15 protein-coding genes are annotated in these 17,041 nt (G+C 74.0%); 5 read left to right on the forward strand and 10 right to left on the reverse strand.

What is annotated here, in order from left to right:
* Nucleotides 1-2: 2 nt before the first annotated feature.
* Entirely contained in the window at nt 3-1,376 is a 1,374-nt protein-coding gene (locus K7862_RS11485) for a cryptochrome/photolyase family protein (RefSeq protein ID WP_222962395.1), read from the reverse strand.
* A 153-nt stretch (nt 1,377-1,529) separates the two neighbouring features.
* On the opposite strand from K7862_RS11485, the gene K7862_RS11490 reads away from it, so the two are divergent.
* Nucleotides 1,530-1,946, forward strand: a complete 417-nt coding sequence (locus tag K7862_RS11490; RefSeq protein WP_222962396.1) for an ester cyclase — start codon at nt 1,530-1,532, stop codon at nt 1,944-1,946.
* An 80-nt stretch (nt 1,947-2,026) separates the two neighbouring features.
* Here the strand turns inward: K7862_RS11490 and K7862_RS11495 are convergent, their stop codons facing one another.
* Entirely contained in the window at nt 2,027-2,395 is a 369-nt protein-coding gene (locus K7862_RS11495; RefSeq protein WP_262412984.1) for an STAS domain-containing protein, read from the reverse strand.
* A gap of 246 nt (nt 2,396-2,641) precedes the next feature.
* The gene (locus K7862_RS11500; protein ID WP_222962397.1) at nt 2,642-3,115 is read right to left on the reverse strand and encodes a nuclear transport factor 2 family protein; all 474 of its coding nucleotides are present in this window, start codon (nt 3,113-3,115) and stop codon (nt 2,642-2,644) included.
* A gap of 214 nt (nt 3,116-3,329) precedes the next feature.
* Here K7862_RS11500 and K7862_RS11505 point away from each other — a divergent pair, with 214 nt between their 5' ends.
* Nucleotides 3,330-3,878 (forward strand): GNAT family N-acetyltransferase, encoded by a 549-nt coding sequence (locus K7862_RS11505; protein ID WP_222962398.1) that lies wholly within the window; start codon nt 3,330-3,332, stop codon nt 3,876-3,878.
* Between the two features lie 135 nt (nt 3,879-4,013).
* On the opposite strand, the gene K7862_RS11510 is transcribed toward K7862_RS11505, so the two are convergent.
* Nucleotides 4,014-4,268, reverse strand: a complete 255-nt coding sequence (locus K7862_RS11510; protein ID WP_222962399.1) for a DUF4235 domain-containing protein — start codon at nt 4,266-4,268, stop codon at nt 4,014-4,016.
* A gap of 181 nt (nt 4,269-4,449) precedes the next feature.
* On the opposite strand from K7862_RS11510, the gene K7862_RS11515 reads away from it, so the two are divergent.
* Together K7862_RS11515 and K7862_RS11520 are read left to right on the forward strand one after the other, a co-directional pair.
* Complete coding sequence (locus tag K7862_RS11515) at nt 4,450-4,821, forward strand: STAS domain-containing protein (RefSeq protein WP_222962400.1); 372 nt, start codon at nt 4,450-4,452, stop codon at nt 4,819-4,821.
* Nucleotides 4,822-5,061: 240 nt separating this feature from the next.
* Nucleotides 5,062-6,657, forward strand: coding sequence for a purple acid phosphatase family protein (locus K7862_RS11520; protein ID WP_222962401.1), 1,596 nt, complete (start codon nt 5,062-5,064; stop codon nt 6,655-6,657).
* Nucleotides 6,658-6,833: 176 nt separating this feature from the next.
* On the opposite strand, the gene K7862_RS11525 is transcribed toward K7862_RS11520, so the two are convergent.
* The 4 genes from K7862_RS11525 to K7862_RS11540 all read right to left on the reverse strand — a co-directional run bounded on the left by K7862_RS11525 (nt 6,834) and on the right by K7862_RS11540 (nt 11,393).
* A complete protein-coding gene (locus tag K7862_RS11525) occupies nt 6,834-7,265 on the reverse strand; it encodes a TlpA family protein disulfide reductase (RefSeq protein WP_222962402.1) in 432 nt (143 codons plus the stop codon).
* A gap of 7 nt (nt 7,266-7,272) precedes the next feature.
* Entirely contained in the window at nt 7,273-7,722 is a 450-nt protein-coding gene (locus K7862_RS11530; protein ID WP_222962403.1) for a DUF4395 domain-containing protein, read from the reverse strand.
* Between the two features lie 283 nt (nt 7,723-8,005).
* Nucleotides 8,006-10,861, reverse strand: coding sequence for an ATP-binding protein (locus tag K7862_RS11535; protein ID WP_222962404.1), 2,856 nt, complete (start codon nt 10,859-10,861; stop codon nt 8,006-8,008).
* Between the two features lie 58 nt (nt 10,862-10,919).
* Nucleotides 10,920-11,393 (reverse strand): VOC family protein, encoded by a 474-nt coding sequence (locus K7862_RS11540; protein ID WP_262412986.1) that lies wholly within the window; start codon nt 11,391-11,393, stop codon nt 10,920-10,922.
* A gap of 495 nt (nt 11,394-11,888) precedes the next feature.
* On the opposite strand from K7862_RS11540, the gene K7862_RS11545 reads away from it, so the two are divergent.
* Nucleotides 11,889-14,687, forward strand: coding sequence for a helix-turn-helix transcriptional regulator (locus K7862_RS11545; RefSeq protein WP_222962405.1), 2,799 nt, complete (start codon nt 11,889-11,891; stop codon nt 14,685-14,687).
* Between the two features lie 122 nt (nt 14,688-14,809).
* Here K7862_RS11545 and K7862_RS11550 read toward each other — a convergent pair whose 3' ends face one another.
* Together K7862_RS11550 and K7862_RS11555 are read right to left on the reverse strand one after the other, a co-directional pair.
* On the reverse strand, nt 14,810-15,997 hold the full coding sequence (locus K7862_RS11550) for an epoxide hydrolase family protein (protein WP_222962406.1): 1,188 nt from the start codon (nt 15,995-15,997) through the stop codon (nt 14,810-14,812).
* Nucleotides 15,998-16,223: 226 nt separating this feature from the next.
* The gene (locus tag K7862_RS11555; RefSeq protein ID WP_222962516.1) at nt 16,224-16,922 is read right to left on the reverse strand and encodes an SDR family oxidoreductase; all 699 of its coding nucleotides are present in this window, start codon (nt 16,920-16,922) and stop codon (nt 16,224-16,226) included.
* Nucleotides 16,923-17,041 lie beyond the last annotated feature (119 nt).

The following is a 17,041-nucleotide window of genomic DNA, read 5'->3' on the forward strand; positions in this document are numbered from 1 at the left end:
CGTCAGGGCTGCTTCCGGCGGGCGCGCCGGAACCGGTCGAGCCCGTCGGCGAGTTCGACGATGGGGTCCGGGTAGTCGAGACCCGCGCGGTCCAGGCCCGACAGCTTCCACGGCTCGTGGATCAACGGCGCGGCCACGTCGGCGAGTTCGGGGACCCAGCGCCGGACGTACGCGCCGTCCGGATCGTACTTCTTGCTCTGCGTCACGGGGTTGAGCACCCGGTTGGGACGGGTGTCGGTGCCGGTGCCGGCCATCCACTGCCAGTTGAGCTGGTTGTTGGCCACGTCGCCGTCGACCAGCCAGTGCAGGAAGTGGTCCGCGCCCACCCGCCAGTCCACATAGAGGGTCTTGGCCAGGAAGCTCGCGGTGAGCAGGCGGGCGCGGTTGTGCATCCAGCCCTCGTGACGCAGCTGCCGCATGGCCGCGTCGATGACCGGGTAGCCGGTGCGGCCCTCGCACCAGGCGTCGATCTCGTCGGCCGCGGTGCGCCGGGTGCGCCAGCGGTCGCCCTTGGAGCGGTAGTCGTCGCGGGCGGCCCCGGGCCGGGCGGCCAGCACCTGGCGGTGGAAGTCCCGCCAGGCCAGCTGCCGGACGAACGCCTCGGCGCCGGCGCCGCCGTGCCGCCGTGCGCGGTGCACGAGTTCGGCCGGCGACAGGGTGCCGAAGTGCAGGTGCGCGGAGAAGCGGGAGGTCGCGTCGGCGGCCAGGTCGTCGTGCACGGTGTCGTAGTCGTCCAGACCGTCGCGCCAGTAGGCGGCCGCCTGGTCGCGCGCGGCCCGCTCCCCGCCGGCCGGCAGGCCCGGGGAGGTGCCGCTGACGGCGCCGCGTGCGATCTCCTCACCCCGCACCGGGTCCGGCACCGGCACGCGGCGCGGTGCGGCGGCCACCGGGCGCAGCGGAACCCGCGCCCACTGCCGGTAGTAGGGGGTGAAGACCGCGAAGTGGTCCGACGAGGAGGGCGTCACCGTGCCGGGCGGCACCGCGACGGTGACCGCGTCGTGGACGAACAGCCGCCGGCCGGACGCCTCGAGGGCGGACCGCAGCCGCTCCTCGCGCCGCACGGCGAAGCCGCTGTGCCCGGCCGCCATGTGCACCTCGTCGGCGTCCGCCTCGGTGACCACCCGGCACACCTGCTCCACGAAGTCGCCCGAGCGCAGCACGAGCCGCCCGCCCCGTTCGCGCAGCCCCGCGTCCAGATCGGCCAGGCAGGCGTCGAGGAACGCCCGGCGGTTCGGCGGTGCGAACCCCGCGGACTCGACCGCCCGGTCCCGGACGAACAGGGGGACGACGGCGTCCGCCGCGTCGACGGCCGCCCGCAGCGGGGGATGGTCGTTCAGGCGCAGGTCGGCGGTGAACAGGGCGACCGAGACATGCATGGGCGTCGGCTTCTCTCAGGAGCGGATGCGGCTGCCCCTTCTTCGGTCGCGCGGGGGTCGCCGGATGCGGGCCGCGGCAGGTGAACTTCACCGTCCGGTGGTGGCGGGGACGCGTACTCGCGGGCCGCACCGGCCGGCGGATACGGTGCCTCCATGCCCGACGCAGCGGAAGTCGTCAGTGCGAGCAACGCCGAGATCGTCCGCCGGTACCTGCGGGTCTTCGAGACGAGGGACGTCGCCGAGCTCCGGGAACTCGTCGCCGAGGACGTCCTCGTGCACGGCGCGGGCTTCCACGGCCGGGGCCGGCAGTATCCCGAGGGGGCGGTGCTCACCCCCGGGCTGTCCGACTGCCGTGTGCACATCGACGATCTCTTCGCCGCGGGCGACCGCGTCACCGTCGCGTTCACCCTCACCTACGCCCACGAGCGCAGCGGCCGCGACCTCACCATGACGGGCGTCAAGTCCTACCGCCTGCGCGCAGGCCGCATCGTCGAGTTCTGGGGCGAGACCGACCTCTACGGCCTCCTCCGCCAGGCCGGCCTGGTCCCCGACGAGATCCCGCCCTTCTGACCCGTCGCACCCGCGCCCGGCGCACACCCTTCACCGTCACGCGCCCCCCGAGCCGGCTCGGGGGCCGGGCGGGGGCGGGGTCACGCCGCGGTGGCGGGCCGGTGGTCAGGGGGGAGGAAGTCGTTCCAGCAGTCGGCGGGGAACAGCGTCCGGGCCAGCAGCAGGAGTCGCAGCGGCTGGTGCCGCAGTCCCGTCACGGTGAGCGTGCGGCCCGCGTTCTGGCAGGCGAGCCGCTGGTGGACGAGCAGGTGGAGACCGGCGACGTCCATGAACACGGCGTCCCGCAGGTCCCATTCGACCTGGCGGACGGACGGCGGCAGCGCCTCGTAGGCGGTGAGCAGCGTGGGCAGGGCGTCGAAGCTGATCTCTCCGTGCGGCGTGATGGCAGCCGTGGTGCCGGTGCTCTTCGTGGTGATGAGCATGATGGGCGCCCCCTTCCAGGGGGTCATGAGCCCATGGACACCGGTACACCTCGAAGGCGACCCGGCAGCTATGGCGGGGGCCGAATGCCCGTGACGGGGGCGATGCCCGGCACCCGTGAACCGGCCCCCCTGCCACCGCGGTGACGGGACGCCGGTCAATCTCTTTGTCCCACTACCGTCGCACAGCACGGTTCTCCTGGCCAGGCCCCTCCGCCGGCCCTCCGCGGCGGCAGCGGCTCCGGCCTGGGACGGGGCGGCGGGAAAAACCCGCGGTCACCGCCGCGCGGCGGCCTGGCGCAGGTGGCGGCTCACGTCACCGACGAGATGGATCCGCACCCGCCGTTCCACGAAGCGCCACCGCCCCTCGCGCCGCTCGAAGCGGTCGTGGTACCGCCCGCCGGCGATGGGCTGCAACGGCAGCTCGGGCAGCGCCTGCAGCACGGTGACGTACGAACGCGCGACGGCCGTGCCGGCCTGCTCGTCCACCTCGACGGCCACGTTGGTGGTGACGTGCTGGGTGCGCGGTGTGCCGTCGGCGTACACGATCAGCGTGTCCCGGAACATCCGCTCGATCGCGTCGCGTCCGCTCACCGGCTCGCCGCTGCCGACGAAGGTGGCGTCGGCGAGGAGATCGCCGAGTCCCGCGAAGTCACCGTCGTCCACGAGCTCGGCGTAACGGGCGATCAGGTTCCCGACGGCCCGGTGGCTGTGCGCCGGCTCGGCCGGAGAGTCGGTCGGTGCTGGCACGGCTTCTCCCAGGTGCGGCGGACGGAGGCCGGTGCCCTCCGGCGGGGCCGGCGAGCCGCGAGCGGCCGGTCCCAGCCTAACCCGCGAGGCGGGCGCCGCCGGGCGACGCCGCAGGTGAGGCCCGCAACGTGGATGCCCCCCGGGGGAAGCGGAAGGCAGGCCCCGCGCCGAAACCCAGGTGCCGGTGAGGACCGCGCCACGGCAGGATCGGCGCATGGAACAACCACTCGACGTCCCCGAGCTCTCCGCGACCGGCGGGTTCACGTTGCGGCCGTGGCGTCTCACGGACCTCCCGCTCGTGCGTGAGGCGTCGGACGACGCGTACATTCCGCTGATCACGACCGTGCCCTCGGCCTGCACCGAACCGGAGGGCGTCGCGTTCGTCGAGCGGCAGTGGGCCCGGGCGGCCACGGGAGCCGGATACCCGTTCGTCGTCGTGAACCCCGACGGCCGGCCGGTCGGCCAGGTGGGTCTGTGGCTGAAGAACCTCGACCAGGGCCGTGCGTCGCTCGGGTACTGGGTCGTGGAATCGGCCCGGGGGCAGGGCACCGCCGCGGCGGCCGTCCGCGCCGTGGCCTGCTGGGCCCTGCGCGACCTGCGGATCCCCCGGCTGGAACTGTGGGTGGAGCCGTGGAACACCGCCTCCCTGCGCACGGCCGAACGGTGCGGATTCCGGCGTGAGGGGCTGCTCCGGCAGTGGCAGCGGGTGGGGAAAGAGCGCCGGGACATGGTCATGTACGCGCTGCTGGACGGTGAGTCGTGAGGCGGCGGGCCGGGACGCCGCGGTGCCCGGGGGGCGGCCCGGCACGGCGCTGAACTGGCCGGGATCCCTGGATCACCTGCAACCCGCGGCGGCCCGGCCGACCCGCACCTCACGCCCGCGCCTCAGCCCACGGCGTCACGCCGACACGCGCCGCACGGCGAGGGCGCCACCACGATCGACGGAGGCCTTCACCACCGCGAAGATGGCGCCCTGCAACGCGGAGGCGACCAGGATCTCCCGCCATGTGCGGTTCTCGTCCGTGGCCTCCGGCGCCTCGTCGTCGTGGGCGACGACCTTCCACACCTGCCGGAAGACGGCTCCCGCCACCATGCCGCTCGCCGCCCCCAGGGCCCAGCCGACGGGCTTGTACGCGATCTCTGCTGCAGTCATGTGAGCCGCCTACCCGGGCCCGCCGCCCCTACCACCTCGCCTTCCGCCGGCCCTGCCGACTCCCTCACCCGCACCGACCGAGAGCAGCGGCAATGCCCGGGCCGGAGGCGTACGGGCCCCGAGGCGGGGAAAGCGCGGCCGTGCAGGCGTCACCGACCACGGCGACCTCAGGGGGTACTCGATGGGTGAAACGCTGAAGCTGCACGTCGCGCAGGTCCGGGACCGGCTGGCGGTCCTGACGGCGACGGGCGATCTGGACATGGCCACCGCGGGGGAGTTCCACGGCACCGCGACCGCCGTCCTCGCGGAGCACGCGGAGCCCGGCCAGGGGCTGGACCTGCTGGTGAACATGGAACACGTGCACTTCTGCGACTCCTCGGGCTTCAACGCGCTGCTGCGGGTGCAGCGCCGCGTGCGCGAAGCCGGCGGCAGGTTCGCCCTCGCCGCCCCGCCCGAACCCGTCGCCCGCCTACTCGCCCTGACCGGCGGCGGGGAGAGCCTGTTCACCCTGTACGCCACCACGGAGGAGGGAGTCGAGGCCCTCAAGCGGTGAACGCCGCCGGCGGGCCGGGCGATCCCGTCGCGCGCACCGACGCCGTTTGGCTGCGCCGCGCGTGCCGAGCCGGCACGAACTCCGTGGGCCGCATCGGACGCCGTGACGTGCGGGATGTCCGGGGCGTGCGCCACTCCTGGGGCGGGCGGTGCCGGCGGCGGGCGAGTCGCGGGCCGGTGCTCGTGACCCGTTCATCCGCGCGTCGCCGACGCGTCGCCGCCCGCTGCGACATTGCGCGGCATGGACACACCTCAGATGGGTATCGACGCCAGGCTCGCCGGCCGGATGAGCATGGCCGAGCAGCACGAATACCTGCGCTCCAAGGTCAGCCGCCGCCGCGCCGTTCTCGGCGGACTCACCGCGGCCGGCACGGTCGCCGCCTCCGGGCTGCTCGGCGGCACCGCCCACGCCGCCGCCCCCAGCCCGTCCCTGCTGACGCGGCCGGCCACCGACCACGGCGTCAGCGGCGCGCTGGTCGCCCCGTTCGGCCGCCACCTCCAGTTCGGGTCCGACCCCAAGACGCAGTTCACCATCTCCTGGCAGGTCCCGCTCGCGGTGCGCAAGCCGTTCGTGCGGATCGGCCTCCAGCCCTGGTCGCTGAGCCACAAGATCGACGCCGAGGTCCGCGAGCTGCACACCCCGCAGCTCCTCAACAGCAAGCTGCCGCCGGTCGACCAGTACTACCTGCACGCCCGGCTCGGCGGTCTGCGCCCGGGCACCACCTACTACTACGGCGTCGGCCACGACGGCTTCGACCCGGCGGACAGCGCGGCGTTCGCCACCATCGGCTCGTTCACCACCGCGCCCGCGCACAGCGAGCGGTTCACCTTCACCGCGTTCGGCGACCAGGGCGTCAGCTACCACGCGCTGGCGAACGACGCCCTGATCCTGGGCCGTAACCCCGCGTTCCACCTGCACGCCGGCGACATCTGCTACGCCGACCCGGACGGGTCCGGCCAGGCGAGCGACTCCGCCGACTACGACGCGCGCACCTGGGACCAGTTCCTCGCGCAGACCGAGTCGGTGGCCGCCCGCGTGCCGTGGATGGTGACGACCGGCAACCACGACATGGAGGCCTGGTACTCGCCCAACGGCTACGGCGGCCAGCAGGCGCGCTGGACGCTGCCCGGCGACGGCTTCGCGTCCCGGACGCAGCCGGGCGCGTACTCGTTCGTGTACGGCAACACCGCGGTCGTGGCACTGGACGCCAACGACGTGTCCTACGAGATCCCGGCCAACTACGGGCTCTCCGGCGGCGGCCAGACCGCGTGGCTGGACCGGACCCTCGCCGCGTACCGCAAGCAGCGCGGCATCGACTTCCTGGTGGTCTTCTTCCACCACTGCGCCTACTCGACGACCAACTCGCACGCCTCGGACGGCGGTGTGCAGGCGGAGTGGGTGCCGGTCTTCGAGAAGTACCAGGTCGATCTGGTGATCAACGGCCACAACCACGTGTACGAGCGGACCGACGCGATCCGCGGCGGCCAGGTGTCGCACCAGGTGGCGATCGGGGACACCACCCGTCCGGCCACCGACGGCACGGTCTACATCACCGCGGGCGGCGCGGGCCGCAGCCTCTACAACTTCCCCGCGCCCGACTCCTACGAGGGCCACGAGAACCGGGTCGACACGGTCACCACCTGGCACTCGGCCAAGGGCGGCGGCAAGGTCACGGACCTCGTGCACTGGTCGCGGGTCCGCTACACCGGCTACTCCTTCATCTCCGTGGACGTCGAACCGGCGCGCGCCGGGCGCGAGTCCACCCTGACGGTCTCCGCGATCGCCGAGACCGGGGAGCGCATCGACCACTTCACGGTGGCCCGGCGCGCGAACTGACCCCCGGTCGGTCCCACGCCTCCGCCCCCGGCCCGGCCACAGCCGGGGGCGGAACCACTCCGGGCGCAGAGGGCACTCCGTGCGGCCCGCGCACCGCGCACCGATCAGCGCCGCGTACCGACCCGCCGCTGATCCCCCGCGGCGATCCCCACGCCCACCCGAAGGAGTGCCGGATCTCAGCCGGCCGTCGCCAGCTCCACCGCCGCCATGACGTCGGCGCGGCTGGGCGGCCCCGAGGCCCGGCGCACCACGCGGCCCGCAGGGTCCAGGACGAGCACGGTCGGCGTGCGCATCACCTCGGCGCGGCGGACCAGGTCCAGCCGCGCCTCGGCGTCGATCTCCACGTGGCGCACACCCGGGGTCGCCGCGGCCACGCCGGCCAGCAGGCGCCGGGTGCCGGGGCACGTCGCGCACAGGGCCGTCGAGAACTGCACCAGCGTCGCCCGCTCCCCGAGGTCCGCCCCCAGCTCACCGGAGGAGAACCGCAGCGCGCCGCGGCCCCGGCCGCCGTCGCGCAGCCTGCCGTCGCGACGTGCGCGCACCAGGCCGAAGAGGGTCGCGGCGGCCAGCACGGCGGCGGCCACGACGAGTCCGGTCGGATCGATCATCGCCGCGTCACCCCTGGCCCAGCCGCGCACGGCCGCGGACCGCGAGCAGGTACGCCTCGCAACCCAGGCAGTAGCCGAAGGCCGCGTTGAGGAAGGCGGCCGCGACCGCCGCGGCGGTCGCGGCGACGCCGAGCCAGCCCGCGCCGGACAGGTATCCGGCCGCCCCCAGGACCGCGAAGGCCAGCCCGACTCCCTGGGCGAACCGCGGCGGCCGCTCGTCCTCGAGCTCCCGCGGCGGTCCGAGGCGGGGACGTACCAGCCGCCGGTACAGCCAGCCGTAGGGCGACCGGCGCAGTCCCAGAACCGCGCCGAGGGCGAAGACGACGGCCTGCGCCGCGAGCAGCACACCGCTGCCGGTGGCCAGGGCGAGCACCAGGACGAGGGTGGTGAGGACGGCGGCGAAGCGCGGTCCGCGCGGATCGACGTGGACGGGCACGCGGGGGCTGCGGTCGGGCATGAGGGACTCCGGGACGGTGTGAACGGATCGTGGTGGCGGGCGCGCGGTCAGCGACACGCGGCGGACCACACGCGACCGAAGTCGATGTGGGCCCTGATCACCAGGTACGTCGCGGAGAACACCCGGCCATTGGAACAGGCGCTCCGGCCGTGGTCAATCGCCGCCCATCTGCCGGACAGGCCGGCGAGACCCATCACGTCCCGTCGCGGCCATCACGTCCCGTCGCGTCCCGTCGCGTGCCGACCGACCGGGGGCCTCCCGCCTCTCCGGAGGGACTCCCGCGCTATCCGTGGGGCCGTGTCGAGGCGCCGGGAAGTGAGCGGAGCTGCCGCCGGGAGGTGATGCCGAGTTTGGTGAAGACGTTGCCCAGATGCCACTCCACCGTGCGCGGGCTGATGAAGAGCTGGGCGGCGATCTCCGCGTTGGTGTGGCCCGCGGTCACCAGCCCGGCGATCTGTGTCTCCTGGCCGGTGAGTTCGGCGACGGTGCCGTCGGTCCGCCTGCCGACGGTCTCCCCGGTGGCCTGGAGTTCCCGCCGGGCACGTTCGGCGAAGCCGTTCGCACCGACACGGGTGAACACCTCGTAGGCGGAGCGGAGTTGGGCGCGGCTCTCCTGACGGCGACGGCGGCGGCGCAGCCACTCGCCGTAGAGGAGGCGGGCCCGGGCCAGGTGCAGGACGATCCGGCTGCGTTCGAGATGCGCGACGGCCTGCCGGTAGAGCGCCTCCGCGTCCCGGTCCTCGCTCAGCAGGGCGCGCGCGTAGTCCTGGACGCCCAGGGCCCAGTGAGTGCCGCTGACGCCGGTGTGTGCGGTGAGTTCCCGCAGCGCCGCCGCGGCGGACTCGGGACGACCGCTCCGTGCGGCCGCCTCGACGAGTTCGGCCAGCGACCATCCGAAGAACCCCAGGTCCTCGTACGCGCACGCGCGCGCGGCGGCCTCCAGCGCGGCCTCGTAGCGGCCGCGCCCGTTGTGGAGTACGGCCGTCGCGTAGTGGGCCAGGCCGACCGCGCGCCCCTCCCCTCGGGCGCTCACCTCCCGGAGGGTGATCTCGATGAGATCGCGTGCGTCCGGCTCCCTCGCCCTCCATGCGGCGAGGACGAGCGAGGTGTGCATCATCGGGACGCCGCCGATCGCCTCCGAGATCGCCGTGGCTTCGTCGATCATGGACGACGCGGTGTCGAACTCCCCCGTGTACAGGCGGATGCACGCCTGGTAGGTCAGGGCGATCGGCAGGATGTCCAGGGCCCCCGCGTCGCGAGCGATCCTCACGCCGTCGTCCGCCAGTTCCTCCCAGGCCTCGTCGTCCCACAGTTCCGGCGCGAGCGGTTCGGGGCTCACGCGGAAGGCGAGCCGGAGCCGGAACCTGTCGGCGTCCGTCGCGTCACCGGCGTCGTCGCTGTCGCCGGCGTCACCCGCGTATCCCCGCCGCACCGCGCGCAGTGCGCCCCGGAGCGCCGCGGCGCTCGTGGCCCGGCCGTCGAGGATGCGGCTGACCATGCCGTCCAGGAGGAGCCCGACGGTTCCCTCGGGCGTCGCCGGGGTGGACGCGGCGCGGGCGGCCTCGGCCACTTCCCGCTGCCCCGGACCGTCGCTCAACCGCCCGGCGAACACCGCCGCGCCGACGGCCTCCAGCATGGTCTCGCGCGCCAGGTCGCGGTCGAGCGGTGCCAGGCGGAGCGCGGCGTCGAGCAGGAGCCGCGGGGCGTCACCTCCGCGGACGCGCGCGAACACCGAGCGGGCACGCAGCCGCTCCAGCCGGGCGCGCTGCAGCCGGTCCAGCGCCGAACTCCCCGCGGTGACCAGCATGGTGTCGGCCTGTTCGGCTCCGCCGGACTCGATGCCGGCCTGGGCGGCGTCCAGCGCCCGGCGGGCGCGGACCGCGGGATCCGGTGTGAGCCCGACGGCGAGGCGGAGGAACGAGGCCGCCGCGGAGGCGCCTCCCCTGCCGCGGGCCCGGCCCGCGGACCGCTCGAGTTCCCGGGCCGTGCTCTCGTCCGGACGCAGCGTGCCGTGAGCGCGGTGCCACGCTTTCCTGTCCGGTTCGCGGTCGCCGTCGGTGGCTTCGGCCAGGGCCCGGTGCACCGCCCTGCGCTCGGGCGCGGGCGCTCGCCGGTAGACGGCCGATCGCACCAGGGGGTGACGGAACCGCACCGTGCCGTCGAACTCGACCAGTTCCGCCGCCTCGGCCGGACCGGCCGCGTCCGCGGGGATCCCCAGGAGAGCCGCGGCCCGCCACAACACGTCAGCGTTCCCGGCGGGTTCGGCGGCGGCGGTGAGGAGCAGACGGCGACTGTCGCGGGGCAGCGCCCGGAACCGGCCGTGCAGGACGTCTTCGACGCGGCTCGCCGGTGGACGGGAGTCCGGCAGCCAGAAGCCACCCGCCCACTCGGTGGGCGAGAGCGTCTGCGGAAGGTACAGCAGGGCCAGCGGATTGCCCCGGGCCTCCGCGACGATCCGGTCGCGCACGGAGGGGTCGAGCGGCGCGTGCGCGGCCGAGGCGAGCAGGGCCCGCGCGTCGGTGCCGCCGAGGCTGCCGACCGCCAGTTCCGGCAGGCCGGCCAGTTCCCCAGCTTCGTCCGCGTCCCCGTCCCCGCCTCCGACCTCGTCTCCGTCCGGGCGCCGCAGCGCGAACACCATGGCGACGGGTTCGGCCCGCAGCCGCCGGGCGGCGAACGCCAGTGCCCGCAGGGTCCCGCGATCGAGCCACTGTGCGTCATCCACCAGACAGACCAGGGGGCGGACTTCGGCGGCGCCGGCGAGGAGGGTGAGCACGGCCAGACCGACGAGGAACGGGTCCGGTGCCGGGCCGGCCCGCAGCCCGAAGGCGACGGACAGCGCGTCGCGCTGCGGGCCGGGCAGTTCGCGGGACTCGGCCCGGAACGGCCCGCACAGCTGCTCCAGGCCGGCGAACGGCAACTCCATCTCGGACTCGACGCCGGACACCCGGGCGATCCTGAGGCCGTCCGCCCTCGCGGCGGCGTGGTCCAGCAGCGTCGTCTTCCCGATGCCCGGCTCACCCCGGAGAACCAGCACCGAACCGGTGCCCGCCCGCACGGTGGCCAGGACGGCGTCCAGTGCCGCCGTCTCCCTGTCCCTGCCCCGAAGGGCGACCGCTCCCGGTGCGGACGGCAGCGTCATATGTGCCCCTTCCCTCTCGGCGGGCGGCCGGAGCCGCCCCGCCGCTCGGGCGGGCCCCCTACCGCCCGGGTGCGCGCTCCCCGACTTCCTGGAGCGTCCACACGTTGGCGTCCGGGTCGGTGAACGAGGCGTAGGTGGCGTAGCTGCGACCGTCCGGGTCGCGGCCGTCCACCCGCACTTCGGCGCCGGTGTCGTAGACGTTGTGGAAGACCGGGCTCACGTCGGCGCCCTTGCCGATCAGGTCGGCGCGGGCCGCTTCGATGTCGGAGGCGACCAGATAGGCACGCGCGGAACCGGGCTCCGCCGTGGTGAGCCCGCGGCCGAAGTGCACCGAGCACGGCGACCCCGGCGGGGTGACCTGCACGATCCGGAACTCCGGGCCGGCCTCGTAGTCGGCGTCCAGCCGCCAGCCCAGCCCCTGGTAGAAGGACAGGGCGCGGTCGACGTCCTCGACCGGGATGACGACGACCTCGACGGCCACCTCCACCGCTGTGGTGTTCTTCGCTGTCTCGTCGTGCTCTGTGTCGCTCATGGGAGCCCTCCATGCGGCTCGTCGCGATGGACGGCGGACGCCCGCAGGGCCGACGCCGTCGGCACACCGCTGGGATGCGCATGGGTCTCGGCTGCTCTCTCCTGTCCCCCCAATTATGGCGTAATGCGACATCGCGGGCATGCGGCTGCCAGGGCCCGGCGGGGACGGGACGAGGACGAGACGGGGACGGGACGGGGACCTGGCGAGGGACGGCGGTCGCCCGGAGCGCGCGGGGCGGTGAAGCGGGTCGGCGCGATCCCCGGGGGCGACCCCCGGGGGTTTCCCCGGTACCGGGCGGGCGCACCTCGGTGAACCTGGGCAGCGGTACAGCTCGACGGCGGCCGGGCGGATCGATCCGTCCTGGCCCCCGGCACCCCGGGGCCGTGGCCGCACGGCGGCCTCCCCACGCTCTTCCCGCACGTGATGTCCCCCGCGCAGCGGGCGTAGCCGCCGCCGAGCGCCGGGGGACGGCATCAGGGACTGAGGAGTGTTGTGGTGAGCGGTGGCGACGCGTCCGGGCTGACGGCGACGAGCGCCCTGGCCGGTCGTGGCGAGGATCTCCGGCGGATCCGCCGCCTGCTGGGCGCGGAGTCCGGCGGCGGGGCGCTGCTGCTGTCCGGTGAGGCGGGAATCGGGAAGTCGGCGGTGCTGGACGCCGTCGCGGAGGAGGCGGCGGCACAGGGGGCCCGGGTCCTGCGGGCCTCGGGCACGGAGTTCGAGGCGGACTGCGCCTACGCGGGCCTCAACCAGATCCTGCTGCCGCTGCAGCCCGCGATGGACGCCGTCGACCAGCCGTACCAGGAGGCCCTGCGGATCGCGCTGGGCTTCGGCAGCGGACCGCCGCCCGGGAAGCTGATCGTCTGCAACGCCACGCTCGCGCTCCTGCGCGATGCCGCCGCACACCAGCCGGTACTCGTGGTGGTCGACGACCTCCCCTGGATCGACACGGCGAGCGCCGCCGTGCTCGGCCTGGTCGCCCGCCGGCTCGCGGGATCGGGAGTGCGCCTGCTGGCCGCGGCGCGCCCAGGATCACGGTCCCCGAACGAGGCCGGCGCCCTCCCCGTGTACGCGCTGGGGTCCCTGGCGAAGGGAGCCGCGGAGCAGGTGGTGGACGCGCGCTTCCCGGGGCTGGCCGGCCCCGTGCGCCGGCGTGTGCTGACCGCCGCGCAGGGCAATCCGCTCGCGCTGCTGGAGCTGCCGGCCGCGCTGGGTTCGGCGCAGCGCGCCTCCGTGGAGGATCTGCCCGCCGTCCTGCCGCTCGGCCGGCGGCTGGAGGAGCTCTTCGGCGCGCGGATCGCCGGTCTTCCGCAGGCGTCCCGGCGGCTGCTGCTGCTGGCGGCGCTGGAAGGGACCGGCGACCTCGCCGTCCTGCGGACAGCGGTGCGCCGGGCCGGTCACGGCGACGGTCTGCACGACCTGGAGGACGCGGAACGGGCCCAGCTCGTGCACGTCGACGCCGCGACGCGCCGTCTGAACTTCCGCCATCCGCTGACGCGTTCCGCGGTCGTGGCCGCCGCGACGAGCGGCGAGCGCCGCGCGGCGCACGAGGTGCTCGCGCGAACACTCGTCGACCGACCCGAGCACCAGGCCTGGCATCTGGGCGAGGCCGCGGTCGAACCGGACGAGCACGTGGCCGCCCTCCTCGAACGGGCCGCCGGACGCGCCCTGGAGCGCGGCGACGCGGTGGGCGGCGTGCGGACGCTGATCCGGTCCGCCGCGCTGACCCCGCGCGGCGCCGACCGCTACCGCCGGCTGACCGAGGCCGCCTACATCGGCGCCGAGTCCACCGGCTCCCTGCTCAGCGCACGGTCCCTCCTGGACGACGCCCACACGATCGACGCCGACCGGCGGGGCTCGCTGCGCTCCGCCGCGGCGGTCGCCGTCCTGGTACTCAACGGCGACGGCGATCTCGACACGGCGCACCGGCTGCTGGTGACCGCGCTCGAGAACACGCCGTACGTTCCCGGCGCCGAGGACCCCGCGCGCCTCGACGCCCTGCATCTGCTGCTGCTGATCTGCTTCCACGGCGGACGAGCGGAGCTGTGGCGGCCCTTCCGCACGGCGCTCGGGCAGCTCGGACCGCAGGTTCCACCGGCGCTGTCCGTGGCGGCCAGGACGTTCTCGGATCCGGCGCGAACGGGCGCCTCGGCCCGGGGAGAGCTCGAACTACTCCTCGCCCGACTCCCCGCGGAGACCGATCCCGCCGAGATCGCGCGCACGGGGACGGCCGCCCTGTATCTGGACCGCCTCGGCGACACGCGCGAGGCGGCGTGGCGGGTGGTGCGGCAGGGCCGTGCCGGCGGCCCGGCCCGGCGGCATCTCGCGGGACTGATGCACCTCTGCCTGGACGACTACCTCGTCGGCCTGTGGGACGAGGCGCGGCGACTGGCCGACGAGGGCGCGCGGCTCTGCGACGAGTACGGATACAGCTTCTTCGCCTGGTACTACGTCTACATCCAGGCGGTGCTCGCCGCCGTTCGCGGTGAGGCCGCGACCTGCGGGGCCGCCGTCGACCGGATCACGCGCTGGGCGACTCCCCGGGGCGTGCACGGCGCCGTGCACTACGCGCATCACGCGGCGACCGTCGCCGCCCTCGGGCAGGGGGACTTCACCGCGGCCTACGGGCACGCGAACGCCATCAGCCCGACGGGCCGGCTCGCCTCCCATGTGCCGCACGCCCTGTGGGTGATCCTGGACCTGGTCGAGGCCGCCGTCCGGACGGAGCGGCACGAACAGGCCGCCCGGCACGTGCGGGCCGCACGGGAAGCCGGCGTCGCCGCGCTCTCCCCCCGGCTGGCGATGCTGGTGGAGGCCGCCGCCGCGCTGTGCGCCGCCGAGGACGCCGACGCCGTGCGGCTGTTCCGGAGGGCACTGGCCGTACCGGGCGTGGAACGCTGGTCCTTCGACGTCGCGCGTGTGCGGCTTCTGCTGGGTGAGCGACTGCGGCGGAGCCGGGCGACCACCGAGTCCAGAGAGCCGCTGGGCAGTGCCCTGGCCACGTTCGAGCGACTGGGAGCGCGACCGTGGGCCGACCGGGCGAGGAACGAACTGCGCGCCGCCGGCGCCCGGGGCCCGCGGGCGAGCGCGCCGCGCACCCGCACGCTGACGCCGCAGGAGCGGGAGATCGCGCGCCTGGCGGCGTCGGGCCTGACCAACAAGGAGATAGCCGGGCGTCTCTTCCTCTCCCACCGGACCGTCGGCGCCCATCTCTACCAGGTCTTTCCCAAGCTGGGGATCACCTCCCGGGCCATGCTGCGGGAGGCGCTGGAAGAGGACGAGGCGACTCCGCTGTGATCGTCGGCGGGGTCCGCGACCGGGACCGGGCCCGAGCACCCCGCCCCGGGGACGGCCGGGCGACTCGGACCCGAGTCACCCGGCCATCCCGTGGCCGTCGCAGCGCGGGTGACTTTCGCTGATCAGCGGACCGGCCGGAAGCCGGCGCGGACCTCGTCCACGAACAGCTCCGGCTGCTCCCAGGCGGCGAAGTGGCCGCCCTTGGGAAGCCGGTTGTAGTGGACCAGGTTCGGGTAGGCCTGCTCGGCCCAGCTCTTCGGGGCCTGGTAGAGCTCGTCGGGGAAGACGCTCACCGCGACGGGCAGCTTGACGTCGTTGATCCCGAAGAAGGACGCCGTGTTCTCCGCGTAGAGGCGGGCCGCGGACACCGCGGTGCCGGTCAGCCAGAACAGCGTGATGTTGTCCAGCACGTCGTCCCGCGTGAGGCCCTCGGTCTCGCCCGCGAACGCCCGGGTGATCAGGGCCAGGCTGGCCTTGTCGTGGTCGAGCAGGAACGCCGCCAGACCGACGGGGGAGTCCACCAGGCCGGTCAGCGTCTGCGGACGCGAGGCCATCATGTAGGCGTAGTAGACGTGCCGGTACACGAAGTCGAGCTGCTCGACCGCCCGGCGCTCCTCGTCGGACAGGGACAGACCCTCCGGCAGCGGATTGCCGGTCAGCAGCGCGGCGTCGATGTCGCCGGGAATCACCTTCGGCATGTTGGTGTGAATGCCGACCAGCCCCTCGGGCTCCTGCGCGCCCATGAGGTCGGTGACGATCGCGCCCCAGTCGCCGCCCTGCGCGACGTACCTGGTGTAACCCAGGCGCTTCATCAGCTCGCCCCAGGCGCGGGCGATGCGGTCGGGACCCCAGCCGCCCGTGGTGGGCTTGCCCGAGAACCCGTAGCCCGGCATGGACGGGATCACCACGTCGAAGGCGTCCGCGGCACTCCCGCCGTGCGCGGTGGGGTTCGTGAGCGGCTCGATGATCTTCAGCTGCTCGACGACCGAGCCCGGCCAGCCGTGCGTCACGATCAGCGGAAGCGCGTTCTCGTGCCGGGAACGGACGTGGATGAAGTGGATGTCCAGCCCGTCTATCTCGGTGACGAAGTGCGGCAGCGCCTTCAGCTTCGCCTCCACCTTGCGCCAGTCGTACTCGGTGGCCCAGTAGCGCGCCAGCTCCTTCATGGTCTCCAGCTGCGGACCCTGCGACTGGTCCGCGACCGTCTCCTTCTCGGGCCACCGCGTCGCCGCGATACGCGTGCGCAGCTCCGCGAGTTCGGCGTCGGGGAACTCGAAAGTGAAAGGGCGGATTTCAGGAGTGACAGACATGACCGTCTCCTCGTCATGAACTCAGGAACATAAGAATGCCGCTGCCGGAATCACCGAGGATTTCCTGCTGGTGTTTTCCGGCGCCCACTCATCATGCGGGAGGAGACGCGGCCCCGTAATCTGTCACATGACCTAGATTCGCGCATTGACGACGCGCGGTTGCCTAGGTAAGCGCGGCGCGGAGACCGAGCGAACGGGGTGACCGCATTCGGGGGAGCGGAATCGGTCAGCGGTTGGCGTAGAGCGCGTCCAGGTCCCCGGAGAGCGCGCCGCGGATCCGGCGCGCGGGCTCGTCGACGAGCACCTCGGACGCGTCGTCGAGGACTCCGGTCAGCGCCGCCTCGGCCACGTCGCCCGCGAGGATCTTCGGGGAGTCGACGTCGGCCGCCAGGTCCGTGTCGACGTAACCGGCGTGCACGCCGACCACCAGCGTGCCCTGCTCGCGCAGTTGCAGACGGAAGGCGTTGGTCAGCGACCACTGCGCGGACTTGGAGGCCGCGTAGCCGGGGAACTGCCGGTTGGCGACCCACGACGCCACGGAGAGCATGTTCACCAGCGCGCCGCCGCCGTTGGCGGCCAGCACCGGGGCGAAGGCGCGCGAAACGCGCCACGTGCCCAGGTAGTTGACCTCCATCTCGAACCTGGCGCCGTCCAGGGACCCCTCCAGCAGTGGCGGCCCACCCGTCACCCCGGCGTTGTTCACGACGATGTCGACGTCGGCGGCGGTCCTGGCGGCCGCGGCCACCTGTTCCTCGTCGGTGACGTCGAGCCGCAACGGGGTGAGCCCCGAGGCGACGACGGACGCCGGGTCCCGGACACCGGCGTACACCTTGGCCGCGCCGTGTGCGAGGAGGGCCTCGGTGAAGGCCATGCCGATGCCGCGGTTGGCTCCCGTGACCAGGGCAACCGAGCCGTTTATATCCATGATCATCGCCGCCGGGCTAGCTCGCGGAGGTCTTTTCTTCACGCTACGCGCCTCACGGTGTCGCGCTATCCGACCAGGTCAGCGCGGCCGTACCCATGCGTGGTGCGCCGGGCCCCCTA

This window comes from Actinacidiphila acidipaludis, assembly GCF_019890725.1.
GTDB lineage: Bacteria > Actinomycetota > Actinomycetes > Streptomycetales > Streptomycetaceae > Actinacidiphila > Actinacidiphila acidipaludis.